The 25,251-nt window shown below is 66.6% G+C and carries 22 protein-coding genes; 11 read left to right on the top strand and 11 right to left on the bottom strand.

What is annotated here, in order from left to right; genetic code table 11:
- Positions 1–35: 35 nt before the first annotated feature.
- From ACK4HJ_RS04360 to ACK4HJ_RS04395, 8 genes are read right to left on the bottom strand one after another with little or no spacing between them, the layout of a single operon-like run.
- Positions 36–1,520 (bottom strand): N-acyl-D-amino-acid deacylase family protein, encoded by a 1,485-nt coding sequence (locus tag ACK4HJ_RS04360; protein ID WP_409828041.1) that lies wholly within the window; start codon positions 1,518–1,520, stop codon positions 36–38.
- A gap of 1 nt (position 1,521) precedes the next feature.
- Entirely contained in the window at positions 1,522–2,484 is a 963-nt protein-coding gene (locus ACK4HJ_RS04365; RefSeq protein WP_409828043.1) for a MurR/RpiR family transcriptional regulator, read from the bottom strand.
- A 2-nt stretch (positions 2,485–2,486) separates the two neighbouring features.
- Positions 2,487–3,773, bottom strand: a complete 1,287-nt coding sequence (locus ACK4HJ_RS04370) for an amino acid deaminase (RefSeq protein ID WP_409828044.1) — start codon at positions 3,771–3,773, stop codon at positions 2,487–2,489.
- Positions 3,770–4,792 (bottom strand): ABC transporter ATP-binding protein, encoded by a 1,023-nt coding sequence (locus ACK4HJ_RS04375; protein ID WP_409828046.1) that lies wholly within the window; start codon positions 4,790–4,792, stop codon positions 3,770–3,772. Before ACK4HJ_RS04375 ends, ACK4HJ_RS04370 begins: the two co-directional genes overlap by 4 nt.
- The gene (locus ACK4HJ_RS04380) at positions 4,789–5,853 is read right to left on the bottom strand and encodes an ABC transporter ATP-binding protein (protein WP_409828048.1); all 1,065 of its coding nucleotides are present in this window, start codon (positions 5,851–5,853) and stop codon (positions 4,789–4,791) included. Before ACK4HJ_RS04380 ends, ACK4HJ_RS04375 begins: the two co-directional genes overlap by 4 nt.
- On the bottom strand, positions 5,850–6,713 hold the full coding sequence (locus ACK4HJ_RS04385) for an ABC transporter permease (RefSeq protein ID WP_010466583.1): 864 nt from the start codon (positions 6,711–6,713) through the stop codon (positions 5,850–5,852). Before ACK4HJ_RS04385 ends, ACK4HJ_RS04380 begins: the two co-directional genes overlap by 4 nt.
- Complete coding sequence (locus ACK4HJ_RS04390; RefSeq protein WP_409828049.1) at positions 6,710–7,660, bottom strand: ABC transporter permease; 951 nt, start codon at positions 7,658–7,660, stop codon at positions 6,710–6,712. The genes ACK4HJ_RS04385 and ACK4HJ_RS04390 overlap by 4 nt, the downstream gene beginning before the upstream one ends.
- Before the next feature lie 18 nt (positions 7,661–7,678).
- Positions 7,679–9,289 (bottom strand): ABC transporter substrate-binding protein, encoded by a 1,611-nt coding sequence (locus ACK4HJ_RS04395; protein WP_409828050.1) that lies wholly within the window; start codon positions 9,287–9,289, stop codon positions 7,679–7,681.
- A gap of 117 nt (positions 9,290–9,406) precedes the next feature.
- On the opposite strand from ACK4HJ_RS04395, the gene ACK4HJ_RS04400 reads away from it, so the two are divergent.
- Complete coding sequence (locus tag ACK4HJ_RS04400) at positions 9,407–9,796, top strand: RidA family protein (RefSeq protein ID WP_192429645.1); 390 nt, start codon at positions 9,407–9,409, stop codon at positions 9,794–9,796.
- A 3-nt stretch (positions 9,797–9,799) separates the two neighbouring features.
- On the top strand, positions 9,800–10,750 hold the full coding sequence (locus tag ACK4HJ_RS04405; RefSeq protein WP_409828052.1) for a sugar kinase: 951 nt from the start codon (positions 9,800–9,802) through the stop codon (positions 10,748–10,750).
- A 114-nt stretch (positions 10,751–10,864) separates the two neighbouring features.
- On the opposite strand, the gene rocF is transcribed toward ACK4HJ_RS04405, so the two are convergent.
- Positions 10,865–11,830: an arginase gene (gene rocF / locus ACK4HJ_RS04410; protein ID WP_409828053.1), complete on the bottom strand. Its 966-nt coding sequence runs from the start codon at positions 11,828–11,830 to the stop codon at positions 10,865–10,867.
- Positions 11,827–12,933, bottom strand: coding sequence for an ornithine cyclodeaminase (locus ACK4HJ_RS04415; protein ID WP_409828055.1), 1,107 nt, complete (start codon positions 12,931–12,933; stop codon positions 11,827–11,829). The genes rocF and ACK4HJ_RS04415 overlap by 4 nt, the downstream gene beginning before the upstream one ends.
- 211 nt (positions 12,934–13,144) lie before the next feature.
- On the opposite strand from ACK4HJ_RS04415, the gene holA reads away from it, so the two are divergent.
- Positions 13,145–14,200, top strand: a complete 1,056-nt coding sequence (gene holA / locus ACK4HJ_RS04420; RefSeq protein ID WP_409828057.1) for a DNA polymerase III subunit delta — start codon at positions 13,145–13,147, stop codon at positions 14,198–14,200.
- A 40-nt stretch (positions 14,201–14,240) separates the two neighbouring features.
- Positions 14,241–14,651 carry a hypothetical protein gene (locus ACK4HJ_RS04425; protein ID WP_409828058.1) on the top strand — a complete coding sequence of 137 codons (411 nt, stop codon included), beginning with the start codon at positions 14,241–14,243 and terminating at the stop codon, positions 14,649–14,651.
- A gap of 14 nt (positions 14,652–14,665) precedes the next feature.
- On the opposite strand, the gene ACK4HJ_RS04430 is transcribed toward ACK4HJ_RS04425, so the two are convergent.
- Positions 14,666–14,953 carry a hypothetical protein gene (locus ACK4HJ_RS04430; protein ID WP_409828060.1) on the bottom strand — a complete coding sequence of 96 codons (288 nt, stop codon included), beginning with the start codon at positions 14,951–14,953 and terminating at the stop codon, positions 14,666–14,668.
- A gap of 61 nt (positions 14,954–15,014) precedes the next feature.
- Here ACK4HJ_RS04430 and ACK4HJ_RS04435 point away from each other — a divergent pair, with 61 nt between their 5' ends.
- The 7 genes from ACK4HJ_RS04435 to gshB all read left to right on the top strand — a co-directional run bounded on the left by ACK4HJ_RS04435 (position 15,015) and on the right by gshB (position 25,046).
- Positions 15,015–16,295 carry a glutamate-5-semialdehyde dehydrogenase gene (locus ACK4HJ_RS04435; protein ID WP_409828062.1) on the top strand — a complete coding sequence of 427 codons (1,281 nt, stop codon included), beginning with the start codon at positions 15,015–15,017 and terminating at the stop codon, positions 16,293–16,295.
- Between the two features lie 60 nt (positions 16,296–16,355).
- The gene (gene trkA / locus ACK4HJ_RS04440; protein ID WP_409828064.1) at positions 16,356–17,810 is read left to right on the top strand and encodes a Trk system potassium transporter TrkA; all 1,455 of its coding nucleotides are present in this window, start codon (positions 16,356–16,358) and stop codon (positions 17,808–17,810) included.
- A 20-nt stretch (positions 17,811–17,830) separates the two neighbouring features.
- A complete protein-coding gene (locus tag ACK4HJ_RS04445) occupies positions 17,831–19,297 on the top strand; it encodes a TrkH family potassium uptake protein (RefSeq protein WP_409828066.1) in 1,467 nt (488 codons plus the stop codon).
- 85 nt (positions 19,298–19,382) lie between these two features.
- Positions 19,383–20,678: a glutamate--cysteine ligase gene (gene gshA, locus ACK4HJ_RS04450; RefSeq protein ID WP_409828068.1), complete on the top strand. Its 1,296-nt coding sequence runs from the start codon at positions 19,383–19,385 to the stop codon at positions 20,676–20,678.
- A gap of 181 nt (positions 20,679–20,859) precedes the next feature.
- On the top strand, positions 20,860–22,728 hold the full coding sequence (locus ACK4HJ_RS04455; protein WP_409828069.1) for a potassium transporter Kup: 1,869 nt from the start codon (positions 20,860–20,862) through the stop codon (positions 22,726–22,728).
- A 136-nt stretch (positions 22,729–22,864) separates the two neighbouring features.
- Positions 22,865–24,052: a benzoate/H(+) symporter BenE family transporter gene (locus ACK4HJ_RS04460; RefSeq protein ID WP_409828071.1), complete on the top strand. Its 1,188-nt coding sequence runs from the start codon at positions 22,865–22,867 to the stop codon at positions 24,050–24,052.
- A gap of 40 nt (positions 24,053–24,092) precedes the next feature.
- Positions 24,093–25,046: a glutathione synthase gene (gene gshB, locus ACK4HJ_RS04465; RefSeq protein WP_409828073.1), complete on the top strand. Its 954-nt coding sequence runs from the start codon at positions 24,093–24,095 to the stop codon at positions 25,044–25,046.
- Positions 25,047–25,251 lie beyond the last annotated feature (205 nt).

The raw sequence follows: 25,251 nt of genomic DNA on the forward strand, positions 1-25,251 counted from the left end.
GCAACTGATGCCGGCCAGACCCCGCAAAGAGTGGCTCACGCCGGTGCCGCCTCGACGGCCTGCCTGCGCACAAAGCGGCCCGCCCGCGCCCCCGTGGCGCGCTGTGCAGCGGTGTAGCTCAGCACACCATTCACCCACACCTGCTCGATGCCCTCGCTGAACTGCTGGGGCTGCTCGAACGTGGCCAGGTCGCGCACGCGCTCAGGGTCCAGCACCACCACATCGGCCATGTTCCCCGCCAACAGCAGGCCGCGTCCACCCAGGCGAAACCGCTGGGCCGACAGGCCCGTCATCTTGTGCACGGCCTCTTCGAGTTGCAGCAAGCCTTTTTCACGCCAGTAACAGGCCAACACGCGCGGGAACGCGCCCCACAGGCGCGGGTGTGGTCGTTCGTCGTGTGGCAGGCCATCTGAGCCAATCATGGACAGCGGGTGCGCAATCACGCGTTCCACATCGTCCTCGCGCATCTGGAAGTAGCAGGCCCCGCCGGGCTGGAGGCGCACGGCGGCCTCCTGCTGGGGCACACCCCACTCGCGCGCAATGTCCGCCAGGTAGCGCCCGGCCATCTCGGGGTGCGGCTGGCTGCCGGTGATGAGGATGTCGATGATGCCGTCCACCAGGTCCTCGCGCAGCACGGTCGAGCCCGCGGTGTACGGGTACACGTCCATCGCAATCTCTTGCTGCTGCGCCAGCTGGTCGATCAGCGGCAGTGTCTCGCGCGTGCGGCCCCAGTTGGCGGGTCCGGCGCATTTGTGGTGCGAGATCACCAGCGGCAGGCCCGACTGGCGGGCGGTGAGCGCGGCCTCTTGCAGCGCAGGCAGGATGCCCGCCAGCTCGTCGCGGATGTGCGTGGCATACACACCGCCGTGGCGGGCTGCCACAGAGGCGACAGCCACCAGCTCCTCGACATCGGCCGCGTAGGCCTCGCTGTAGAAGATGCCGGACGACAGGCCCAGTGCCCCGGCGGCCATCGCTTCTTCCATGTCGGCGGCCATGGCGGCGCGCTCGTCGGCGGTGGCGGTCTGTCGCAGGTCGGCCAGGTGGCGCATGCGCAGGGCCGTGTGGCCCATCAGCGCGGCCACGTTCACGGCGGGCTGGGCTGCGTTCACGGCGCGGGCGTATTCGGCCATGCTGGCATGGCGAAACTGCAGGCGCCCCAGCAGCGAGAGCGGAGCGAGCGGGCTGTCGGTGACCACGGGGGCCAGCGAAATGCCGCAGTTGCCCACGATGACGGTGGTGATGCCCTGCGATAGCTTGGGCAGCATGGTGGGCGTGTCCAGCACGGCGGCGTCGTCATGGGTGTGCACGTCGATGAAGCCCGGGGCGATCACGCGGCCCGTGCAGTCCACTTCGGTGAAGTGTTCGTTGGCCCGGGCACGGGCCAGGGCGGCGGGGGCGATCTGGCCGTGCGGGGCCAGGGCGGTGATGTGATCACCCTCGATCAGCAGGTCGCCCACCCAGCCGGGGCGGGGCGTGCCGTCCACGATGCGGCCATTGCTCAGCAGCGTTGCATGCGCCATGTCATTCCTCAGCGGCCCGGCCGCGCGATGGGTCTGTGGGGTGGCTGGCGGTGCTGGAGTGGCTCTGGCCCGCGTGGCTGTCAAACGCGCCGACGTATTCGGCGCTGTCAAAACCGTGTTTGTGCAGCAGCTGCTTGAACTGCTGCAGCCCGCGGGTGGCCACGGGGCCCAGCTTTTGCGCCAGGCGCACGGTCAGGATTTCAATCACCACCAGGTGGGCCAGATAGGCCTCGGTGCCTACGCGCATCACCGCGTCCTGCGGCACCGACACGGCCAGCACTAGGTCGGCCACCTCGGCCAGCGGCGTGCCGGGCTGGGTCAGCGCCACCACGGTGGCACCTTGCGAGCGGGCAAAGCGCGCGGCCTCCAGCGCATAGGGCATGCGCCCCACGTGCGAGATGACAAAGGCCACGCCATCGGGCCCCAGCGTGCTGGCCGACACCAGCTGCTGGTGCGCATCAAAAATCGCGTTGGCCGTGCAGCCCAGGCGGAACAGGCGGCTTTGCAGCTCGCTGGCCATGAAGGTCGATGCCGCACCGACCGAGTAGCAGTCGATGCGCCGCGCCTGCGCCAGCCGCTCGGCCACCTGGTCGAGCACTTCGGCATCCAGGTTGCGCCCCAGCTCGGTCAGCGACGAGACGGCGGCGTGCACGATCTTGCTGGCCACGTCCTGCGCGCTGTCGTCGGCCAGCACGCTGCGGTGCAGGTGCGAGCCCGACACGGCCAAGTCCTGCGCCAGGGCGACCATGAATTCGCGCACCGAATCGTGGCCAAAGCTGCGGCAGGTGCGCACGATGGTGGGCATGGACACGCCCGCCTGCTGGGCCAGTTGTTCCACGGTGGCGACCACGGCGGCGCGCGGGTCGTCCAGCACCACGCGCACCACGTTGCGCTGCGCTTCGGGCAGTTCGGGCTGGCGCTCGCGCAGTTGTTGCAGCAGGCTGGTAGGGGTAGCTTTGGACATGGTCAAAAACGGGTGCTGATGGCGCGGGTGATGGTGCCCTCGTCGTCCACGACGGGCAGCCAGCGCCATTTGTCAAAAGTGGTGCAGGGGTGCGAAATGCCCAGGGCCACCCGGTCGCCCACGGCGGGGGCGGGGCCTGTTGCGGGGTCGTAGCGCAGGTAGGCGTGGTGGTCGTTGAGCGCGCTCACCGTCCACCCGGTGGGGGTGCTGGCGGCGCGGCGCTCGTGGCGCGGCGCCCAGCGCACGGGCACGGGCATCTCCAGATCGTACGAGACATCGCGCCGCCCGCCGCTGAGCAGGGCCAGCCCAGGCTCGGGTACGGATTGCACCAGGGTCCAGACTTCGAGCGCGGGGCGCAGCGATGCGTCCAGCCCCTCGCGCTGCTCCACATGCTTCAAGAAGCGCTGGTAGTTGCCATGGTCGTGTGTGATGTAGCAGCCCGAGCGCAGCACGCCCAGCACGGGTTTGGACAGCCCTTGGGTGCGCAGCAGCGGAATGACGAGGTCGAACACGGCCGAGCCGCCTGCGGTGAGCAAAATCTCCGCATCGGCAAACAGGCCCCGCGCATCGCAGGCGCGGGCCACCTCGGTCACGCGGCGCACCAGGGCCGTGACTTCGCGTGCATCGTGCTCACTGTCGCAGCGGGCCACGCCGCCTTCGTAGCACTCCACCCCGCCCAGCTGCACGGCGGGCGACGCAGCCATGGCCTGGGCCAGCGCCAGGGCTTCTTCCAGCGTGCGGCAGCCGGTGCGCTGGCCGGGCACGCCCATCTCCAGCAAGGTATCCAGGCGCCGTTCACCACGCGCGGTGTGGCCGCGCCGCTCGGCCCAGTCTTCAATGCAGCGCAGCTGAGCCAGGCTGTCGATGAGGAACCACACGCGCAGGTCGGGGTGGCGCTGCAGCAGTGCGTCCAGGCCGTCCAGGTCGGCATCGCACAGCACCTGGTTGGCGATGATGGCGCGGCGCGCACCGGCGTCCACCCCTACGCAGAGCTGGTACACGGTAGCAAAGGTCAGGCCCCAGGCGCCCGCCTGCAGCTGCTGGGCAAATAGCTCGGGCGACAGGGTGGTCTTGCCGTGCGGCGCCAGGGCCACGCCCTTGCGCTCGGCATAGGCCTGCATCCAGGCCAGGTTGTGGGCCATGGCGCTTTCGCGGATGACGGCAATGGGCAAGGGCAGGTCGCCCGCCAGCACGTTCCAGCCGCGCTGGCCGAGGTCGGCGGGGCGGCTGGGGGCTGCGTGCAGCGGGTAGCCCTTGCAGCGGTGGTCAAGCAGGAATTCGTCGGTCATGGTGCGGGGTGAGAAGGTGCTGTTTTCCAGCAGGTGTGCAGGTGGCCGGGGGCCACTTCGCGCAGCTGCATGTCGGCGCTGGCGCAGCGCGCCTCGGCCTGTGTGCAACGGGTGCGGAACACGCAGCCCGAAGGCGGGTGGGCCGGGCTGGGCAGGTCGCCCTGCAGCAGCGCAATGCTGCGGCGCTGGGCGGGGTCGGGGATGGGCGCTGCCGCCAGCAGGGCCTGGGTGTAGGGGTGCTGGGGCTGGGCGTACAGCGCTTCGGTCGGCGCAATCTCCATCACCCGGCCCAGGTACAGCACCACCACGCGGTCGCACAGGTATTCCACCACGTCGAGGTCGTGCGAGATGAACAGCAGCGTCAGGCCCAGCTGCTCTTTCAGCTCGCCCAGCAGGTTCACGACCTGTGCCTGGATGGAAACGTCTAGTGCTGACAGCGGCTCGTCGGCCACGATGAATTGGGGCTCTACAGCCAGCGCACGCGCAATGCCGATGCGCTGGCGCTGCCCGCCCGAGAACTCGTGCGGAAAACGCTCGGCATGCTCGGGCCTGAGGCCCACCTGCTCCAGCAACTGGTGGATGCGCGGCAGGCGTGCAGCGCCCTTGGCCAGGCCGTGCGTATCCAGCGCCTCGGCCAGCACTTCGCGGATGCGCATGCGGGGGTTCAGGCTGGCGTACGGGTCCTGAAAAATGATCTGGATCTGCGAGCGCAGCGGCCGGTATTGCGACTGCGAGAGCTGAGCCAGGTCTTGCGGCACCGTGCCGCCGTGGTAGCGCATTTCGCCGCTGGTGGGGTCTACCAGGCGCGTGAGCAGGCGGCCAATGGTGCTTTTGCCCGAGCCCGATTCGCCCACCAGGCCCAGGGTCTCGCCCCGGCGGATGGTGAAGCTCACGTCGTCCACCGCGCGCACGGGGTGCGGGCCACTGCCAAAGTGCTTGCGCAGGTGGGCAATTTCCAAAAGCGGTGCGGTGGTATCGGCCGGGGCCATGGTGGGGGGTGGGTTCAGGACGGCGTTCATGCACTCACCTCGGCGGGTTCGGGGTGTTTCTCGCGGTGCAGGCAGCGCACCATGCGGCGTGGGCCTGCCGCCTCCAGCGCGGGCATGGCGTGGGTGCAGTCGGGTTGCTGGCGGGCGCAGCGCGGCGCAAAGGCGCAGCCGGGGGGGGGCGCCAGTGGGCTGGACACCTGGCCCGGTATGGCCACTAGTTGCCGCCGGCCGTGGGCGGGCGTGCCTGCCGCCAGGGCTTGCCGCCGGGCCACGCCGGGCAGGCAGGCCAGCAGGCCGCGCGTGTAGGGGTGCTCGGGCCGTGCAAACAGGTCGCGCACAGGTGCGGACTCGACAATGCGCCCGGCGTACATCACGGCCACGGCGTCTGCGTATTGCGCCACCACGCCCAGGTTGTGCGTGATGAACAGCATGCTCATGCCGGTCTCTTTCTGCAGCCGCCCCATCAACGACAGGATCTGCGCCTGGATGGTCACGTCCAGCGCGGTGGTGGGCTCGTCGGCAATCAGCAGCGTGGGGTTGCAGGCCATGGCCAGCGCAATCATCACGCGCTGGCGCATGCCGCCCGAGAGCTGGTGCGGGTACTCGTGCACGCGCTGCGCAGCGGCGGGGATCTCGACCAGCTCCAGCATGCGGCGGGCGTGGGCCAGTGCGGCGCTGCGGTCCAGCTTCAAATGCAGGCGGGCGGACTCGGCAATCTGCTCGCCCACCGTCAGCACGGGGTTCAGGCTGGTCATGGGCTCCTGAAAGATCATGGCCAGCTCGTTGCCGCGCAATGTACGCTTCTCGGCCTCGGGCATGGCCAGCAAATCGACCTTGCGGCCGTCGCGCTGTACAAACCAGGCCTGGCCCGTGACCTGCGCCTGCGAGGTGCGGGCGTGCAGACCCATGAGGGTGAGGCTGGTCACCGACTTGCCCGAGCCCGATTCGCCCACCAGCGCCAGCGTTTCGCCGGGGTGGATGGCAAAGGACACATCGGCCACGCTCTGGATGCGGCCCGCATCGGTGGCGAACGAGGTGGACAGGCCGCTGACTTCGAGCCGCGGCGCGGCGCTCATCGTGGGGGAGGTCATACGGTCTTCTTCAGTTTGGGGTCAAGCAGGTCGCGCACGCCGTCGCCCAGCATCTGCAGCGACAGGGCTGTGAGCACAATGGCCACGCCGGGGGCAAAGATGGTCCAGAAGGCCTTGTCGGCATAGTCCAGGCTGCCCGCGATCATGGTGCCCCAGGTGGGGATGTCGGGCGGCACGCCCACGCCCAGAAAGGACAGGCCCGCCTCGGCCAGGATGGCGTAGGCAAAGATGAACGTCACCTGTACCAGGATGGGCGACATCAGGTTGGGCAGGATATGGCGCCACAGGATGAGGTGCGTGCGCACGCCCAGGGCGCGGGCCGCGTCCACAAACAGCAGCTCGCGCAGCACCAGCGTGGTGGCGCGCACCACACGCGCCACGCGCGGGGTGTAGACGATGACCAGCGCCAGCATCACGTTCCACAGCGATACGCCCAGGATGGACACCAGCGCAATGCCCAGCAGGATGTCGGGGAAGGACATCATCGCGTCCACCACGCGCATCAGTGGTGCGTCCAGCTTGCGGAAGAACCCTGCAAACATGCCCAGCAGCGTGCCCAGCAGCACAGCGCCTGCGGCGGTGACCAGGCCAATCAGCAGCGAATAGCGCGCGCCGTGCACGATGCGCAGCAACACATCGCGGCCCAGCTCGTCGGTGCCCGCCCAGTGCGTGCCCGAAGGCGCGTGCAGCCGCTCGCTGATCGACAGGGCGTTGGGGTCCGCATCGGACACCCAGGGGAAGACGACAGCGATGCTGGCCACCAGCGCAATCACGATGGCTGAGGCCAGCACCACCTTGCGGGCGAACAGGCGGCGCAGCACGGCCCGCAGGCGGTGCCAGAAGGAAGGGCTCGGGTTCATGGTGCTTCCAGGCGGATACGGGGGTCCACCAGCGTGTACAGAAAGTCGATGGCCAGGTTGATGAAGACGTAGATGGCGGCAATCATCAAGAGCGTGCCCTGGATCACGGGGTAGTCGCGCCGCAGCACGGCCCGCACCACCAGGTTGCCCACGCCGGGGAGGTTGAACACGGTCTCGGTCACCACGGTGCCGCCGATCATCAGCGCCATGGTCAGCCCCAGCACGGTGACGATGGGCACCAGCGCATTGCGCAGCACATGCTTGACCATGATGGTTCCTTCGGGCAGGCCCTTGGCGCGGGCGGTGCGCACATAGTCTTCGCCCAGGATGTCGAGCATGGAGGCACGCGTGAAGCGGATGATGAGCGCCGAATTGAGCAAGCCCAGCACCAGTGCGGGCAGCATGAGGTGCGACAGCCGTTCGCCCAGCGTGGCCGTGGGGTCGCCATAGCCCGAGGCGGGAAACCACCCGAGCTTGACCGCAAACAGCTGGATGAGGATGAGGCCCAGCCAGAAGCTGGGCACGCTTGCGCCCAGCATGGCCACACCACTCACGGCCTGGTCGGTGGCGCTGCCGCGCCAGACGGCGGCGGCCATGCCGCAGGGCACGCCCACCAGCGCGGCAATGCCCACGGCAAACAGCGCGAGGAACAGCGTGGGCTCGGCCCGCTCCAGCAGGGCCTGGGCCACGGGTCGCTGCAAAAAGAGCGAATGCCCCAGGTTGCCCTGCAGCAGCTCGCCCACCCACAGCGCGAACTGCACGGGCAGGGGCTTGTCCAGCCCGTACTGCGCGCGGGCCTGGGCAATGTCGGCAGCGGTGGCCTGGTCGCCCAGCAGCAGTGCCACGGGGTCGCCCGAGGCCAGCCGCGTGAGGCAGAACACCAGCACCGCCACCAGGGCCAGCACCACCACGGCGCCGCCCAGGCGCTTCAACAGAAATCGCATCATGGTGCTGTCTGCCCCTGCTTACTTGGCCAAGCCAGTGTTCCAGAAGAACGGCCAGATGGCAGGGGTATAGCCTTGCAGCTTGGCCGAGCGGGCCGACAGGCCGTTGAACTTGCCCACCTCGATGAAGGGCACTTCGTCGTACACCACTTGCTGCACCTTGCCCCACAGCGCGCCACGCTTGGAGGGGTCCGTCTCTTGGTTGAATGCAGACAGCGCGGCCTTCTTGGCGTCAGACTCCCACCAGCCTGGCGCACCGTCGCCCAGTTGTGGTGGCGAGAGCATGGGCTCGGGAAACAGGCCCGAGTGGGTGAAGTACACGTCCCACAGCTTGGGATCGTTGCGGCGCTGCACCAGCGTGGCCCAGTCCACCACCTGCAGCTCGGTTTTGAAGCCCGCCTTCTTGAGCTGCTCTGACATCACCAGCGCCATGTTGTAGTGGAACTCGTACTGGCGGCTGGCCATGATGCGCACGGGCTGGCCGTTGTAGCTGGCCTTGGCTGCCTGGTCTTTCGCGGCTTGCGGATTGCGCTCGTTGTAGAGCTTGCTGCCCGCGTCCGAGTAATACGGCGTGCCCTTGGGGAAGAAGTTGGGCTCCACCACAAAGAAGCGGTTGTCGCCAAAGCCTGCGGCCAGCAGCTCGCCTGTGCCCACGGCGGTCTGCACCGCGCGGCGCATGGGCTGCGAGGCCAGCACGCCTTCCTTGGTGTTGAACACGATGTACGGGAAGCCAAAGTTCTTGGTCACGATGGGCACCACGGCGGGCGCGCCTTTTTCAACGCGGCCAATAGCCTCCACGGGCAGCAGGTCGGCGTACTGGAACTGGCCCGAGAGCGCGCCCTCGACGCGCGTGTTGGCGCTGGGCACGGGCACAAAGCGCAGCTCGTCGAGCAGCGCCTCGCGCTTGCCGGCGTAGCCGCTGGCGGCTTCCTTGCGGCTGGCGTAGCCGTCAAAACGCACCAGCACGGTGAACTGGTCGGGGCGGCGTTCCTTGAACTGGTAGGGGCCGGTGCCGACGAAGTCCTTGAGCTGGGGCGCAATGCTCTCCTTGGCCATGATGGCAGCCATGCCGCTGGGCAGGGCCAGCTGGGCCAGCAGCGGCGCGTAAGGATTTTTCAGCTTCAGTTCCACCGCCAGTGCACCCTTGGCGGTGAGCGAGGCCACTTCCTTGCCCACGGCCTTGCCACGAGGGTTCAGCTCCATCCAGCGCTGCAGCGAGGCCACCACGTCGTCGGCCGTCATCTCGCGGCCGTTGTGGAACTTCACGCCCTTGCGCAGGGGGATGGTGTAGGCCAGCCCGTCCTTGGAGACGGTGGGCAGGCCCTCGGCCAGCATGGGGGCGATGGCCCAGTTGGCGTCGAAGGTGTACAGCGGCTCGTACACGTGCTGCATGATGGTGCCCACCAGGTCGGCGGTGCTCACCATGGGGTCCAGGCCCTGGGGCTCGCCCACCATGGCGAGGTTGGCGGCGCCGCCCTTGACTGGGGCGGTGGCGGCCGTTTGGGCCCAGCTGGCGCTGCAGGCCAGGGTGAGGGCTGCGGTCAGCGCCGCAGCACCCAGCAGCTTGCGGCGGCCCCGCAGTTCAGGCGTTGGCAGCGGATGCTGCACCAGGTTGGTTCCAGACGTTTGCATTGCACACCTCGAAGTAATAGGATTACACGAATAAGCACATTCGATGCCAGAATTGCGAACGAGATGGGCATTTCTGGAAGGAAGTGTGTAATATCTTTACTCAAAGGAGCGTTTTCCATGCCAGTAGAAACCCTCGGCCAAGCGCCGCTCGCGTCCGATCGCCTCGCACGCCCCCTCTCGCCCGCCACCCGTGCCGGCGACTTCGTTTTTGTCTCGGGCCAGGTGCCTACCGACGACCAGGGCCAGGTCGTTGTCGGCGGCATCGAAGCGCAGACGCGCCAGGTGTTCCAGCGCGTCAAGGACGCCCTGGCCCTGGCCGACTGCACCCTGGACGATGTGGCCAAGGTCAGCGTCTGGCTGGCCGATGCGCGGGACTTCGGCAGCTTCAACCGCGTGTACATGGAGTGTTTTGGCGACCACCGCCCCGCACGCTCCACCGTCGAATCGCGCCTGATGATCGACGCCAAGGTCGAGATTGACGTGACGGCCTACAAGCCGCGCGGCTGAGCCATGACCGCAGCCAAGCAAGCCGTGTGGGACGTGGTGGCGCTGGGCGAGGCGCTGGTGGAGTTCAACCAGACGCGTCCTGGCGAGCCGCAGTACCTGCAGGGCTTTGGGGGCGACACCAGCAACGCCGTGATCGCCGCCGCCCGCGCGGGCGCACGCACCGCATACCTTACCCGCCTGGGCAGCGATGCCTTTGGCCAGGCCCTGCTGGACCTGTGGGCGCGCGAGGGCGTGGACACCACGGCGGTGGAGCGCGATGCGCAGCACCCCACGGGCATCTACTTTGTGACGCACGGCGCAGCGGGCCACGAGTTCAGCTACCTGCGCGCGGGCTCGGCCGCCAGCCGCATGGCACCTGCGTGGTTGCTGGATGCGCCCACAGCGGTGCTGCAGCAGTGCCACATCCTGCATGTGTCGGGCATCTCGCTGGCGGTGTCGGCCTCGGCCTGCGACACGGCCTTTGAGGCCATGCGCGTGGCGCGGGCCGCCGGTGCACGCGTGGCGTTCGACCCCAACCTGCGCCTCAAGCTCTGGCCGCTGGCACGGGCGCGGGCCTGCATCGCGCATGCGGTGTCGCTGTGCGACATCTTCCTGCCGGGGCTCGATGACATGGCCGCGCTGCTGGGCCTGCACGATGCGGATGCGATTGCCGACTGGGGCCATGCGCAGGGCGCAGCCACGGTGGTGGTCAAGCTAGGGGCTGATGGCGTGCTGCTGAGCAGCACTGACCCCGCCGTGCCGCGCCAGCGTGTGCCGGGCCGCAGCGTGGCGCTGGTGGATGCCACGGGGGCGGGCGATTGCTTTGATGGCAACCTGCTCGCGCGCCTGGCGCTGGGCGACGACCTGGCCGCCGCGGTGGCCTATGCCAACACGGCGGCATCGCTGGCCGTGCAGGGCTTTGGCGCCGTGGCGCCGCTGCCCACGGCCGAGCAGGTGCGGGCTGTGCTGGGGTGAGGCATCTCAATCACCCGCCAGAACTTTTAATGAAATTGGTCTCTGGCGCTTGATGGATAAGCGCTAGCAGCTATCAATTTAATAGTTTGGTGCCGTCGTTCGGGGGGCGCCTCGTCACACCGGCCGGGTCCGCATCAGCGTGCTCTTGCCAAACAGCGACTCCACCAGGTCCACCGCCAGTACGGCCGTGCGGTTGCGCACGTCCAGGGCGGGGTTCAGCTCCATGATGTCCAGCGACGCCAGGCGGCCGCTGTCGGCAATCATCTCCATGCACAGCTGCGCCTCGCGGTAGGTGGGGCCGCCGGGCACGGTAGTGCCCACGCCGGGGGCGATGTCGGCGTCCAGAAAGTCCACGTCAAAGCTCACGTGCAGATGGGTGTCGGCATCCAGGCCGCTCAAGGCGCGCTCCATCACCACGCGCATGCCCACCTCGTCAATGGCGCGCATGTCAAACACCTCCAGGCCCTGCTCGTGCACAAAGCGCTTTTCGCCCGGGTCCACGCTGCGGATGCCGATCTGGCGGATCTGCGACGGGTGCAGGGCCGGACCGCCGCCGGGCATGCCGGCCAGATGCGTCAGTTCGCGCGGGCCAAAGCCACACAGGCAGGCCACGGGCATGCCGTGCACATTGCCGCTGGGCGTGAGCGCGCTGGTGTTGAAGTCGGCATGCGCATCCAGCCACAGCACGCGCAGCTTTTTGCCAGACTCGGCACAGTGGCGGGCCACGGCGCTGATGCTGCCCAGGCCCAGGCTGTGGTCGCCGCCTAGCAGGATGGGAAGGTGGCCGGCGCGCAGCTCGGCCAGCACCGCGTCGAACACCAGCTGGTTCCACTGCACCACCTCGGCCAGGTGGCGGTAGCCCTCGGTGGGTGCCTGCCAAGGGTTGGTGGGACCGTTCAGGTTGCCGCAGTCGCGCACGCGCAGGCCGTGGCTGGCCAGCGCCGCGTGCAGGCCGGCCACGCGCAGCGCCTCGGGCCCCATGGACGCGCCGCGCGCGCCGGCGCCAATGTCGGTGGGCGCGCCGATCAGGCTGGCAGTGCGGGCAGGAGGCGAGGCGGTGTCGTGGGGCTCAAGGGTCATGGGGTGAGGGTGGTGGTGGCCCGGCGCGCCGTGGCGTGCCGGGCGGGTGGGGTGGTGGTCCGCTGCGGCTGGAGCAGCCCGAACAGGTCCTTGGGATTGTCCATCTGCGGAATCAGGTCGATGGGCGTGGCCAAGTGCGGGTGGTGTTGCAGCAGCGCGTGCAAGGTGCGCAAGGCAGAGAAATCTTCCAACGCAAAGCCCACCGAGTCAAACACGGTGACATCGCCCGGCCCGGTGCGGCCTGGTGCGCGGCCTGCCAGCACGTCGGCAAACTCGGCCACGGGGAAGTCGGCGGGCAGTTGCTGGATTTCGCCTTCGATGCGCGACTGGGGGGCGAACTCCACCACCACGCGTGCGTCCGGGCGGCGCAGGATGTCGGGGTGCAGCTCGGTCTTGCCGGGGCAGTCGCCGCCCACGGCATTCAGGTGCATGCCTGGCGCCACCATGTCGGGCGTGAGGATGGTGGCGTTGCGCTTGTCCGCCGTGACGGTGGTCACGATGCCGCAGCCTTGCACGGCATCGGCCGTGCTGGCGCAGGCCTCAGCGGTCAGCCCCGGCAGCGCCAGTCGGGCCAGGTTGGCCTGCAGCTTGGCCGTGGCGGCCGGGTCGGTGTCGAACAGCTGCAGCCTGCGCACCCCCAGTTGGTGGTAGAAGGCCAGGGCTTGGAACTCGGCCTGCGCACCGTTGCCGATCAGCGCCATGGTGTCCGCGCCCGGGCCCTGGGTGCGCGCCAGGTGCCGGGCGGCCAGCACCGACATGGCGGCGGTGCGCAGCGCGGTGGTCAGGGTCAGCTCGGACACCAGCAGGGGGTAGCCGGTGTCCACATCGGCCAGCACGCCAAAAGCCGTCACCGTGAGCAGCCCTTGGGCGGTGTTTTTGGGGTGGCCGTTGACGTATTTGAAGCAGTACAGCGTGCCGTCACTGGTGGGCATCAGCTCGATCACGCCGCCCGGCGAATGAATCGCATGGCGGGCCGATTTGTCGAAATCGGCCCAGCGGCGGTAGTCCTCCTCCAGTGCCGCCACGAGTTGCTGCAGCAACGGGGCCAGGCCCACGGCCTGCACCAGCTGGCGGACGCTGTTCACGCCGAGGTAGTTCACCATGGTTGTTGTCTCCGAGATGGGTTGTGGGTGTTGGGGTCGGCCTGCGGCACGACACCCCATGCACAGAATTCTCCAAGGCGCCACAGCCAATGAAAAGCCAGAAAGCTGTGCAATATCAGTGGTCTATTGAGCAAAGTGCCAGACATATCTGACGAAATGACAGGTAACGCTCAAAGTGCGCGCGACGCCTCGGGCGATAAACTTCGCCCTCATGCAAGTCGCCGTGGCCCAACTCCCTCAGCATCTCCAACGGGGCTTGTCGCCGCTTTATGTTTTGCACGGCGACGAGCCCCTGCTGCAGCAAGAGGCGGCCGACGCCATCCGCGCCACGGCCCGCTCCCAGGGCTATACCGAGCGCAGCAGCTACACCGTGGCCGGTGCCCATTTCGACTGGAGCGCCGTGCTGGCCGCAGGTGGCTCGCTCAGCCTGTTTGCCGACAAGCAGATCGTCGAAATCCGCATCCCCTCGGGCAAGCCCGGCAAGGACGGCAGTGCTGCACTGCAGCAGGTGGCTGAATCGGCCCGCGGCAACGACAGCACGTTGACCCTCGTCATGCTGCCCCGCCTGGACAAGGCCACCCGCACCGGCGCCTGGTTTGCCGCGCTGGAGGGCAGCGGCGTCTCCATCCAGATCGACCCCATCGAACGCGCCCAGCTGCCCCAGTGGATCGCCCAGCGCCTGGCCGCCCAGGGCCAACGCGTGGTGGCGGGCGAGGAAGGCCAGCGCACGCTGCAGTTCTTTGCCGACCGCGTGGAAGGCAACCTGCTGGCCGCGCACCAGGAAATCCAGAAACTGGCGTTATTGCACCCCGCAGGCGAGCTGACCTGGGCCCAGGTCGAGGCCGCCGTGCTCAACGTGGCGCGCTACGACGTGTTCAAGCTGTCCGAATCCGTGCTGGCCGGCCACACGGCCCGCGTGCAGCGCATGCTGGACGGCCTGCAGGCCGAGGGCGAGGCCGAGGTGCTGGTGCACTGGGCCCTGGCCGAAGACATCCGCGCCCTGAAGCGCGTGAAAGACGCCATGAACGCCGGCCGCCCCCTGCCCATGGCCCTGCGCGAAAACCGCATCTGGGGCGCCAAGGAAAAGCTGTACGAACGCATCCTGCCCAAGGCTAGCGACGCGGCGCTGGCGCGGTTGCTGCAGTCGGCGCATGTCGTGGACGGCATTGTCAAGGGGCTCAAGCAGCCGGATTGGCCCACGGATGGGTGGCAGGCGCTGCAAAGGCTGGCGCTGCAGGTGTGCCGGTTGACGCAGGCGGCGCGGTGAATCGTTGACGTCGCCTCCGAAGGACTTGAGGGCAAATGCGATGCGTCTCCGATTACTGATTCGAAACGTTTCGCTTATTGCTCTTCTGCTCTCCCCCCTTTTTCTGACTGTCGGCTCGCTGATCTACGGGCTGATGTCATCGGGACTTGTCAGAGGAGGGGCGTGGTCAGTCTCGGTACTGGGGCTGGCCGGCGCATTCGCTGCGTTGAATCTTTATTTGTCGTTCATTCGCCCCTGGATTTATTCGCTCCAGACAAGCGGCTCTATGGACGGCTACAAGCGCGCTTCTGGCGCGCCGCTGGTCGGAACCCTGCTTGTCGTGATCTCGGTCATGATGGGCTTCGGCGATTGGGCAATTGCGGCGGGAGGCTTGCTGATCTTGGCGCTGGATGTCGGCGGCACGCCTTGGTTTCTGGCAGCAGTCTCGCGGGATCGTTCCTTTTGGGAGTAAGTGATCAGACAAGCTTACATTTTGTCCGCCACGACCCCCCACGCCTTCTCTACCCACATCTGCAAATTCGCCACCAGATCCTTCTGGCTGAACGAGCAGCTCTCCTCCGAAAACAACGCGCTTGATTCCAGCCGGTCCAGCAAGTTCAGCAACACCTCGCCGTAGCGCGGCGGCAGGGCTGCGAGTAGCGTGGTGTGCTGGCGGGCCAGGTGGCTCAGGGCGGCGGCGGTGTGCTCGCCGCGTTCAAAGGCCTGCAGGGCCTGGGCCAGGGTGGCGAGTTGTGCGGCAGGGGAGTCGGTCATGGGGGAGGCGTGTGGAGGGCCAAAACTCCAAGGTTAAAGCCAAGTGCGGCAAAATCTCTGGATGAACGCCCTCAACGTCGCCGAATACACGCAAACCCTTGGTCTGCAGGCCAAAACGGCCTCCGCGCTCATGGCCAAGGTGCCGGCAGCTATCAAAAACAAAGCACTCAAAACCCTGGCCCGGCTGCTGCGCGAGAACGTGGAGGCACTGCAGGTGGACAACGCCCGCGACCTGGAGCGCGCCCGCGCCGCTGGCCTGGCCGAGCCCATGGTGGACCGCCTGAAACTCAGCCCCAAAGTGCTGGAGACCTGCGCCGAGGGCTGCGAGCAACTGGCCGCCATGCCCGACATCATTGGCGAAATCCTTGGCATGAAGCAGCAGCCCAGCGGCATCCGCGTGGGCCAGATGCGTGTGCCGATTGGGGTGTTCGGCATGATTTACGAGAGCCGCCCCAACGTGACCATTGAAGCCGCATCGTTGTCCATCAAGAGCGGCAACGCCTGCATCTTGCGCGGCGGCTCCGAGGCCATCGACTCCAACAAAGCGCTGGCCAAGCTGGTGCAGCAGGCCCTGGCCGAAGCCGGCCTGCCGCAAGACGCGGTGCAGCTGGTGCAGACCACCGACCGCGAGGCCGTTGGCCAGCTGATTGCCATGCCGCAGTTTGTGGATGTGATCATTCCGCGCGGCGGCAAGGGCCTGATCGAGCGCATCAGCCGCGAGGCCAAGGTGCCGGTCATCAAGCACCTGGACGGCAACTGCCACACCTATGTGGACGATCCTTGCGACGTGGCCATGGCGGTGAAGGTGGCCGACAACGCCAAGACCAACAAGTACAGCCCCTGCAACGCGAGTGAAGGCCTGCTGGTGGCGCGTGGCGTGGCCGCGGAGTTTCTGCCACAAATTGGCGTGGTGTATGCCGCCAAGGGTGTGGAGATGCGGGGCTGTCCCGAGTCGCTGGCGCTGTTGGCGGACGTGCCCGGCGCGCTGCTGACACCGGCCACCGAGCAGGACTGGAGCGAGGAATACCTTGCGCCCATCATCAGCATCAAGGTGGTGGCCGGCGTGGATGAGGCGATTGCCCACATCAACCGCTACGGCAGCCACCACACCGACGCCATCCTGACGCGTGACCACATGCACGCCCAGCAGTTCCTGCGGGAAGTGGATTCGGCCAGCGTGATGGTGAATGCCAGCACGCGCTTTGCCGATGGCTTTGAGTATGGGCTGGGGGCGGAAATCGGCATCAGCACCGACAAGTTCCATGCGCGAGGGCCGGTGGGCATTGAAGGCCTCACTTCGCTCAAGTACGTCGTGCTGGGCGAGGGCGAGGTTCGGGGGTGATTTGCTCCTTAATTGATAGCTGTTTGCGCTTGTCTGTAAAGCGCTAGGCCCTGATTTCTTATGAAAATCATCATCCTCGGCGCGGGCCGCGTGGGCCAAAGCGTGGCAGACAGTCTGGTGTCCGAGCGCAATGACATCACCGTCATCGACACCGACGCCGCCCGCCTGCGCGACCTGGAGTCACGCTTTGATCTGCGCGGGGTGGTGGGCAATGGCATCGAGCCCTCGGTGCTGGCCGAGGCGGGCGCGCAGGACACCGACCTGCTGATTGCCTGCGCCGCGCAGGACGAGACCAACCTCGTGTGCTGCAAGATGGCGCAGCTGCTGTTCAACATCCCCACGCGCGTTGCGCGCGTGCGGTCCACCGGCTTTCACTTCGACGAGCGGCTGACCGGGCCGGAGGGCTTTGGCGTGGACCGCATCATCTGCCCCGAAGAATCGCTCACGCGCTACATCGGCAAGCTCATCGACTACCCCGAGGCCATGCAGGTGCGCGAGTTCGCGGGTGGGCGGGCCTGCCTGGTGTCGGTGCGCGCACGGGCCGGCGCGCCCATGGTCAGCCACACCATCTGCGAGTTGCGTGAAAGCTCGCCCGACGTGGCGATGCGCCTGGTGGCCATCTACCGCCGCTTTCCCGACGAGCCCGACCGCTTTGTGGCCTGCGACGGCAACACGCGCATCGAGCCAGGCGATGAGGTGTTCGTGCTGGCTGCCAGCGGGCACATTGCCAATGTGCTGACGGCGCTGCATCGGCGCGACGCGCGGCCGGTCAAGCCCGTGCGTCGCATCATGATCGCCGGGGGCGGTCGTGTGGGCCTGCGGCTGGCGCGGCAGCTCAGCAAGGAGCCGGGGCGGTTTCACATCAAGGTCATCGAGGCCGATGCCGAGCGCTGCATCGGGCTGGCGTCGGAGCTGCCCTCCGATGTGCTGGTGCTGCAGGGCGACACGACGGACGAGGACCTGCTGGGCGGCGAAAGCGTGGAGGAGATCGACCTGTTCCTCGCCCTCACCGACGACGACGAGGACAACATCATGTCGTGCCTGCTGGCCAAGCGTATGGGCGCCCGGCGCGTGCTGGCGCTCATCAACCGCCGCAGCTATGCCGACCTGATGCACGGCACGCAGATCGACATTGCGCTGTCGCCTGCGCAGGCCATGCTGGGCGAGCTGCTGGCCTATGTGCGCCAGGGCGACGTGCAGGCGGTGCACAGCCTGCGCCGTGGCGTGGCTGAGGCGCTGGAGATCGTGGCGCGCGGCGACCGCAAGAGCTCCAAGGTGGTGGGCCGCAAGGTCAGCGAGCTGCAGCTGCCGCATGAAGTGCACATGGGGCTCATCGTGCGCGGCCTGCCGGATTCTCCCGATGTGTCGCCGGACGATCTGCGCGAACCCGAGGTCATCATTCCGCGCAGCTCCACCGTCATCGAGAGCAATGACCACGTGGTGTTCTTCCTGCCCCACAAGCGGCTGGTGCGCGAGGTGGAAAAGCTGTTCCGCGTGAGCGCCACCTTTTTCTGAGAGCCTGCGAGCAACACGCCATGGTGGACATGTTTCCCGTTCTGCGGGTGCTCGGCATCCTGATCATGACCTTTGCGCTGGCCATGGGTTTGCCGCTGGCAGTGTCCTGGTTCTGGGCAGATGGGGTATGGCACGTGTACCCGGTCGCCATGGCAGCCACGTTTGCGGTGGGTTGTGGCCTGTGGTGGAAGCTGCGCCTGTTCCGGCGCGAGCTGCAGCCGCGCCATGGCGTCATGCTGGTCACGCTGGTGTGGGTGCTGCTGCCGCTTTGTGCCGCGCTGCCGCTGATGCTGGCGGGGCACGAGGTGGGGCGGCCGATGTCGTTCACCCACGCGTATTTCGAAGCCGTGTCAGGACTCACCACGTCCGGGGGTACCGTGTTGACCGGGCTGGACAGCCTGCCCGTGTCGGTAAACGTGTGGCGTACCTTTTTGCAATGGGTGGGCGGCATGGGCATTCTGGTCTTGGCGGTGGCCGTGCTGCCGCTGTTGGGCGTGGGCGGCAGCCAGCTGTTCCGCGCCGAGGCGGCGGGGCCCGTGAAGGACGCCAAGCTCACCCCGCGCATGACCGAGACCGCCAAGGGGCTATGGGGCGTGTACGCGGTCTTTTCCCTGTCGTGTGTGCTGGCGTACTGGCTGGGCGGCATGGACCCCATCAATGCCGTCATGTACATGTTCACCACAGTCAGCCTGGGCGGCATGTCGCCGCATGACACGAGCTTCGGGTTCTACCATTCGCCCCTGCTCGAAGGCATTTCGGTGGCGTTCATGCTGGTGGCCAGCTGCAACTTTGCGCTGTATTTCGTCGCCATCCGCAAGGGCCACTGGCAGGGTTTCTGGCGCGACCCTGAGCTGCGCGCAACCTTGTTCACCCTGATCGGCGGTGGCTTGCTGGTGGCCGGGCTGCTGTGGGTGAAAGGCGTGTACGCGCCGCTCGATGCGCTGCGCTACGGCATGTTCAACCTGGTGTCCATCGCCACCACCACCGGCTACGCCACGGTGGACTACCTGGGCTGGCCGGTGTTTGCACCTGTGTTCATGCTGCTTCTGTCGGGCGTGGCGACCAGTGCGGGCTCCACGGGCTGCGGCATCAAGATGGTGCGGATGCTGATTTTGCTCAAGCAGGCACGGCGCGAGATGAACCGCCTGGTGCACCCGCGCGCCGTGCAGCCCGTGCGGCTGGGCGATGCGGTGGTGGACAACCGGGTGATCTTTTCAGTGCTGGCTTTCATGCTGGTGTACGGCGCCACCATCATCGGCCTGAGCATGGTCCTGCTGCTGACTGACCTGGACCCGGTGACCGCGTTTTCGGCCGTGATTGCCAGCGTCAACTGCATGGGGCCGGGGCTGGGCAGCGTGGGGCCGGCGTCCAACTATGCCGTGCTGACGGATTTTCAGGTGTGGGTGTGTACGCTGGCCATGCTGCTGGGGCGGCTGGAAATCCTGAGCTTCATGGCCCTGCTCACGCCCGCTTTCTGGCGGCGGTGACGCACGGTGCCGGCGCGCCTTGCGAAAAACCGGGGCGACCCCAAATCCCTACAATCCGTCCGCAATTGGCTTCCCGAGGGCTTCTATGGTTCCGCATCTCATCACGGCCCTCACCGGGCCGATCAACGAACTCGAACAGCGCATTCTCGACTCGATGCCCGCCATCGAACGCTGGTTCCGCCTGGAATGGATGGAGCACACGCCGCCGTTCTATACCTCGGTGGACATCCGCAACGCGGGCTTCAAGCTCGCCCCGGTGGACACCAACCTGTTCCCCGGCGGCTGGAACAACCTGACCAAGGAGATGCTGCCCCTGGCCGTGCAGGCCGCGATGGCCGCCATCGAGAAGATCTGCCCCGAGGCGCGCAACCTGCTGATCATCCCGGAGAACCACACGCGCAACACGTTCTACCTGGCCAACGTGGTGCAGCTGCAGCGCATCTTCAACATGGCGGGCCTGAACGTGCGCGTGGGCTCCATCAGCCCCGAGATCAAGAAGCCCACGCTGATCGAGCTGCCCAACGGCGACACGGTGACGCTGGAGCCCGTGGTGCGCACCAAGCGCCGCCTGGGACTCAAGGATTTCGACCCCTGCACCATCCTGCTCAACAACGACCTTTCGGCTGGCGCCCCGGGCATCCTGGAAGACATCCACGAGCAGTACCTTCTGCCCCCGTTGCATGCCGGCTGGAGCGTGCGTCGCAAGAGCACCCACTTCAAGAACTACGAAGAAGTGGCCAAGCGCTTTGGCAAGATGCTGGGGATCGACCCCTGGCTCATCAACCCCATGTTCAGCCAGGTCGAAGGCGTGGACTTCGCCGAGGACAAGGGGATGGACCAGCTGCAGACCTCGGTGGATGCGTTGCTCACCAAGGTGCGCCGCAAGTACAAGGAATACGGCATCAACGAGAAGCCTTTTGTCATCGTCAAGGCCAACAACGGCACCTACGGCATGGGCATCATGACCGTGCGCGATGCCAAGGAGCTGGACGCCGTCAATCGCAAGACCAAGAACAAAATGTCGGTCATCAAGGACGGCCAGCCGGTGAACGACCTGCTGATCCAGGAAGGCGTTCTGACGCAAGAACGCGTGCACGAGGCCGTGGCCGAGCCCGTGGTCTACATGATGGACCGCTATGTGGTGGGCGGCTTCTACCGCATGCATGCCGAGCGCGGCGTGGACGAGAATCTGAACGCACCCGGCGCGAGCTTTGTGCCGCTGGCGTTCGAGCACAGCACGCACATGCCCCAGCCCGGCATGCGCCCGGGTGTCAGCGCGCCCAACCGCTTTTACATGTACGGCGTGGTGGCACGGCTGGCGATGCTGGCGGCCAGCTATGAACTGGAGGCGACCAACCCAGACGCCGAGGTGTACGACTGAACGCTCTCCTTCCAGACGGGGCAGCGCCCCGCCCTGACTTGCCACGCCCGCGCCGTTCTGCCAAGGCCAGTTGCTGCGCTGCAACATAGGGCGGCGCCCCCAGGACACTTCATCTAGCTCAGGCGCACAATAACGCTCCTCACAGTAATGGAACCCCGCCCGCAGCGCGCGGGGCTGGTCAGTGCAAAACTCCAAATCCTCGTTGGCGGCCCTCACGCTGGGCGCCATCGGCGTCGTGTATGGCGATATCGGCACCAGCGTGCTGTACGCGGTCAAGGAGGTCTTCGGGTCCGGCCATGTGCCGTTCACGCAGGACAACATCTACGGCATCCTCTCCATCTTCTTCTGGACGCTGACGGTCATCGTCTCGCTGAAGTACGTGGTGCTGGTGCTGCGGGCGGACAACAAGGGCGAAGGCGGGCTGGTGGCCATGCTGGCGCTGGCTTCTCAGGCCGTCAAAGGCCAACCCCGATTGCGCGGTGTGCTGCTGGCCGTGGGCATGTTTGGCACGGCGCTGTTCTATGGCGACGGCGTCATCACCCCGGCCATCTCGGTGCTGTCAGCGGTGGAGGGGCTGGAGGTGGTCTCGCCCCACTTTGCGGGCTATGTGATTCCGCTCACGCTGGTCGTGCTGTTCTGCTTGTTTGCCGTGCAAAAACGGGGCACGGGGGGCATCGGCAAATTCTTTGGCCCCATCACGCTGACCTGGTTCATCTCCATCGCGGTGCTGGGCGTGTCGCACATCGTGGGCCACCCCGAGATTTTGTGGGCGTTGAGCCCGCACCATGCGCTGGGCTTCCTGTGGGCCAACCCGGGCACCAGCTTCATCATCCTGGGCGCCGTGGTGCTGTGCGTGACGGGCGCCGAGGCGCTGTACGCCGACCTGGGCCACTTCGGCAAGCGGCCCATCCGGCTTGCGTGGTTTGCGGTGGCCATGCCCGCGCTCACGCTCAACTACTTCGGCCAGGGCGCGCTGCTGCTGGCCGAGCCCGAGGCCGTGAAGAACCCGTTCTACATGATGGCCCCCGACTGGGCCCTGATCCCTCTGGTGATCCTGGCCACCATGGCCACGGTGATCGCCTCGCAGGCGCTCATCACCGGGGCCTTCAGCGTCACCAAGCAGGTGATCCAGCTGGGCTACCTGCCGCGGTTGAACATCCAGCACACCAGCGTGCGCGACACGGGGCAGATCTACATCCCGCTGGTTAATTGGGGCCTGTTTTTTGCCATCGTGCTGGCCGTGGTCATGTTCCGCTCGTCCAGCAATCTGGCTGCGGCCTACGGTATCGCCGTCACGCTGGACATGCTGATCACCACCACGCTCACCTTCTTCGTGATCCGCTATGGCTGGGGCTATCCGCTGGCGCTGTGCATCGCGGCCACGGGGTGCTTCTTTGTGGTGGACCTGGCGTTTTTTGCGTCCAACCTGCTCAAGCTGTTCAAGGGCGGCTGGTTTCCGCTGCTCATCGGCGGCATTGTGTTTGCGCTGATGATGACCTGGAAGGAAGGGCGCCGCCTGCTCAACGACAAGCTGCGTGCAGACGCGATCGACCTCAAGGATTTTCTGGAGTCGGTGTTCATCAGCCCGCCCACCCGCGTCAGCGGCACAGCCGTGTTCCTTACGGCAGAAACCGGTGCCGTGCCCAACGCGCTGTTGCACAACCTCAAGCACAACAAGGTGCTGCACGAGCAGAACCTGTTCGTCACCGTGCACAACCACGAGACGCCGTGGATCGGCCTGGACAAACGCCTGCAGGTCGAACCGCTGGGCCATGACTGCTGGCAGGTGGTGATCCACTACGGCTTCAAGAACGACCCCGACGTGCCGCGCGCCCTGGAATTGCTGCGGGGCCGGGGCTGCGAGCTGGAGACCATGACCACCAGCTACTTCCTGTCACGCGATACCGTGATCCCGTCCATCGGCGGCGGCATGGCCCCCTGGCGCGAAAAGCTGTTCGCCCAGATGCACCACAACGCCAGCGCCGCCGCAGACTTTCTGCACCTGCCCAACAACGCGGTGGTGGAGCTCGGGTCCAAGATCGAGATCTGAGTTTTGGATGTTTTTGGGATCTAGCGCTTATCTATCAAGCGCTAGAAGCTATCAAATTGATAGTTATTTGCTGACGTGTTGACGGCCGCAGCGAAGTCGCGGGAAGCCTCTGCGGGTGGCTGCCAGAATCCTGCCCATGCAATTTTTCAAAGACCTGAGCCTGTCCGCCGCCACGGCGGGGTTCGTGGCGGTGCTCGTGGGCTTCACCAGTTCGGTCGCCATCGTGTTCCAGGCTGCGCAGGCATTCGGTGCCTCGCCCGCGCAGATCACCTCATGGATGTGGGCGCTGGGCTTGGGCATGGGGCTGTGCTCGCTGGTGCCTTCGCTCATCTTGCGCATGCCGGTGATGATTGCCTGGTCCACACCCGGCGCAGCGGTGCTGGCCACTGCGGGGGCGGCTGGCGGCTTCAGCATGGGCGAGGCCGTGGGGGCCTTCATCCTCAGCGCAGCCCTCATCACCGTGGCTGGCGCCACGCGCTGGTTCGAGCGCGTCATGAACCGCATCCCCGTGGAGATTGCCGCGGCGCTGCTCGCGGGCGTGCTGGCCAAGTTTGGGATGCAGGCGTTTGTGGCGGCCCAGACCGCCTTGCCGCTGGTGGTGCTGATGCTGGCGGTGTACTTGGTCGCCCGGCGCTGGGTGGCACGCTACGCGGTGGTCATCACGTTGGCCGCAGGCGTGGCGTGGGTAGCCAGCCAGGGGCAGATGACCTGGTCTGCCGTGCCGCTGGAACTCGCCGTGCCGGTCTTCACCGCGCCCCAGTTCAGCGTGGCCGCGGCAGTCAGCCTGGGCCTGCCGTTGTTTGTGGTCACCATGGCTTCGCAGAACCTGCCCGGCGTGGCAGTCATCCGGGCGTCGGGGTACGACTTGCCCGTGTCCCGCCTCTTGACGCTGACGGGTCTGGCCACGCTCGCCCTGGCGCCGTTCGGCGCGTTTGCGCTCAACTTCAGCGCCATCACCGCCGCCATGTGCATGGGCCCCGAGGCGCACCAGGACCGCAGCCGCCGCTACACCGCGGCGGTGTCCTGCGGCGCACTGTACATTGCCATCGGCCTCTTTGGTGCGGTGATCACGGGGCTGTTGACAGCATTCCCCGCCGAGCTGGTGGCGTCCATTGCGGGGCTTGCGCTTCTGGGAACGATCGGCAACGGCCTGGCATCCGCGCTGCGTGAGGAAGCGCACCGAGAGGCGGCGCTGATCACTTTTCTGGTCACGCTCAGCGGCGTGGCTATAGCCGGGGTGGGCTCGGCCTTCTGGGGCGTGGTTGCAGGCAGCGTTGCGCTATTTGTGCAACAGTACAGGCGTTTGCACGCCAAGGGCGCCTGAGGGGCCGCTGGCGGCACGTCCTTTCGACCGACCCGACACCATGAAAATTCTCTTCATCGCCGATCCGCTGCACAGCTTCAAGACCTACAAAGACACCACCTTCGCCATGATGCGCGAGGCCCACCGGCGGGGCCACACGCTGTCGGTGTGCGAGCCGCAGCACATCACCTGGCAGCGTGGCAGCAAGGTCAGCGCCCGCTTGCAGGACATCACGCTGACGGGAGACGCGACACATTGGTACGAGGCGCAGCCAGCGCGCCACGCCAACCTGAATGATTTTGATGCGGTGCTCATGCGCAAAGACCCGCCCTTCGACAGCGAGTATTTCTACGCCACGCATCTGCTGGAGCAGGCAGAACGCGACGGAGCCCGCGTCTTCAATAAACCGCGCGCGCTGCGCGACCATCCGGAGAAGCTCGCCATCATGGAGTTTCCCGAATTCATCGGGCCCACCCTGGTTACGCGCGACGCAGAAGATATCAAGCGCTTCCATGGCGAACACCAGGACATCATCCTCAAGCCGCTGGACGGCATGGGCGGCATGGGCATCTTCCGGGTGGGGCCGGACGGCCTCAACCTGGGCAGCATCACCGAAACCTTGAACCGCCATGGCGCGCAAAGCGTGATGGTGCAAAAGTTTCTGCCTGAGATCGTGGACGGCGACAAGCGCGTCCTCATCATTGGCGGCAAGCCCGTGCCGTTTTGCCTGGCACGCATCCCCCAGGGATCCGAGGTGCGAGGCAATCTGGCCGCTGGTGGCAAGGGCGTTGCACGCCCGCTGTCTAAAAGGGACTGGGAAATCGGCCATGCACTCGGTCCTGTGCTGAAGGAGCGGGGCCTGCTGCTGGCGGGCGTGGACGTCATTGGCGACTGCGTCACCGAGATCAATGTCACCAGCCCCACCTGCTTCCAGGAGATCTTCGACCAGACGGGCTGCGACGTGGCCCATCTCTTCATAGATGCGTTGGAACTGGCCCTGGCCTCTGGTGCGTGACTGCGCCAACTTTCTTCGCAGTTTCTTGCGAGCTTGCTCAAAACGGTGCTATAGTCGAGGGCTTCGCTGCACGGAGCGGCCTTAATGGAAGACTGGCAGATGCGTCTGCTGGTGGTCTGGGAGGGTTGCGATGAAGTGCGGTGAGCGAGGTTGGTGGTTTTGAAAGAAATCGCAAAAACTTCGGTCTTGAGTTGCAGGCGGCGTC

The sequence above is a fragment of the Acidovorax sp. genome (genome assembly GCF_046294525.1).
In the GTDB taxonomy this organism is placed as follows: Bacteria; Pseudomonadota; Gammaproteobacteria; order Burkholderiales; family Burkholderiaceae_C; genus Acidovorax.

Excerpts from the sequence above, each read along its gene's own strand:
- ACK4HJ_RS04360 (WP_409828041.1), bottom strand. The coding sequence starts at position 1,520 with ATGGCGCATGCAACGCTGCTGAGCAATGGCCGCATCGTGGACGGCACG.
- ACK4HJ_RS04365 (WP_409828043.1), bottom strand. The coding sequence starts at position 2,484 with ATGTCCAAAGCTACCCCTACCAGCCTGCTGCAACAACTGCGCGAGCGC.
- ACK4HJ_RS04370 (WP_409828044.1), bottom strand. The coding sequence starts at position 3,773 with ATGACCGACGAATTCCTGCTTGACCACCGCTGCAAGGGCTACCCGCTG.
- ACK4HJ_RS04375 (WP_409828046.1), bottom strand. The coding sequence starts at position 4,792 with ATGAACGCCGTCCTGAACCCACCCCCCACCATGGCCCCGGCCGATACC.
- ACK4HJ_RS04380 (WP_409828048.1), bottom strand. The coding sequence starts at position 5,853 with ATGACCTCCCCCACGATGAGCGCCGCGCCGCGGCTCGAAGTCAGCGGC.
- ACK4HJ_RS04385 (WP_010466583.1), bottom strand. The coding sequence starts at position 6,713 with ATGAACCCGAGCCCTTCCTTCTGGCACCGCCTGCGGGCCGTGCTGCGC.
- ACK4HJ_RS04390 (WP_409828049.1), bottom strand. The coding sequence starts at position 7,660 with ATGATGCGATTTCTGTTGAAGCGCCTGGGCGGCGCCGTGGTGGTGCTG.
- ACK4HJ_RS04395 (WP_409828050.1), bottom strand. The coding sequence starts at position 9,289 with ATGCAAACGTCTGGAACCAACCTGGTGCAGCATCCGCTGCCAACGCCT.
- ACK4HJ_RS04400 (WP_192429645.1), top strand. The coding sequence starts at position 9,407 with ATGCCAGTAGAAACCCTCGGCCAAGCGCCGCTCGCGTCCGATCGCCTC.
- ACK4HJ_RS04405 (WP_409828052.1), top strand. The coding sequence starts at position 9,800 with ATGACCGCAGCCAAGCAAGCCGTGTGGGACGTGGTGGCGCTGGGCGAG.
- rocF (WP_409828053.1), bottom strand. The coding sequence starts at position 11,830 with ATGACCCTTGAGCCCCACGACACCGCCTCGCCTCCTGCCCGCACTGCC.
- ACK4HJ_RS04415 (WP_409828055.1), bottom strand. The coding sequence starts at position 12,933 with ATGGTGAACTACCTCGGCGTGAACAGCGTCCGCCAGCTGGTGCAGGCC.
- holA (WP_409828057.1), top strand. The coding sequence starts at position 13,145 with ATGCAAGTCGCCGTGGCCCAACTCCCTCAGCATCTCCAACGGGGCTTG.
- ACK4HJ_RS04425 (WP_409828058.1), top strand. The coding sequence starts at position 14,241 with ATGCGTCTCCGATTACTGATTCGAAACGTTTCGCTTATTGCTCTTCTG.
- ACK4HJ_RS04430 (WP_409828060.1), bottom strand. The coding sequence starts at position 14,953 with ATGACCGACTCCCCTGCCGCACAACTCGCCACCCTGGCCCAGGCCCTG.
- ACK4HJ_RS04435 (WP_409828062.1), top strand. The coding sequence starts at position 15,015 with ATGAACGCCCTCAACGTCGCCGAATACACGCAAACCCTTGGTCTGCAG.
- trkA (WP_409828064.1), top strand. The coding sequence starts at position 16,356 with ATGAAAATCATCATCCTCGGCGCGGGCCGCGTGGGCCAAAGCGTGGCA.
- ACK4HJ_RS04445 (WP_409828066.1), top strand. The coding sequence starts at position 17,831 with ATGGTGGACATGTTTCCCGTTCTGCGGGTGCTCGGCATCCTGATCATG.
- gshA (WP_409828068.1), top strand. The coding sequence starts at position 19,383 with ATGGTTCCGCATCTCATCACGGCCCTCACCGGGCCGATCAACGAACTC.
- ACK4HJ_RS04460 (WP_409828071.1), top strand. The coding sequence starts at position 22,865 with ATGCAATTTTTCAAAGACCTGAGCCTGTCCGCCGCCACGGCGGGGTTC.
- gshB (WP_409828073.1), top strand. The coding sequence starts at position 24,093 with ATGAAAATTCTCTTCATCGCCGATCCGCTGCACAGCTTCAAGACCTAC.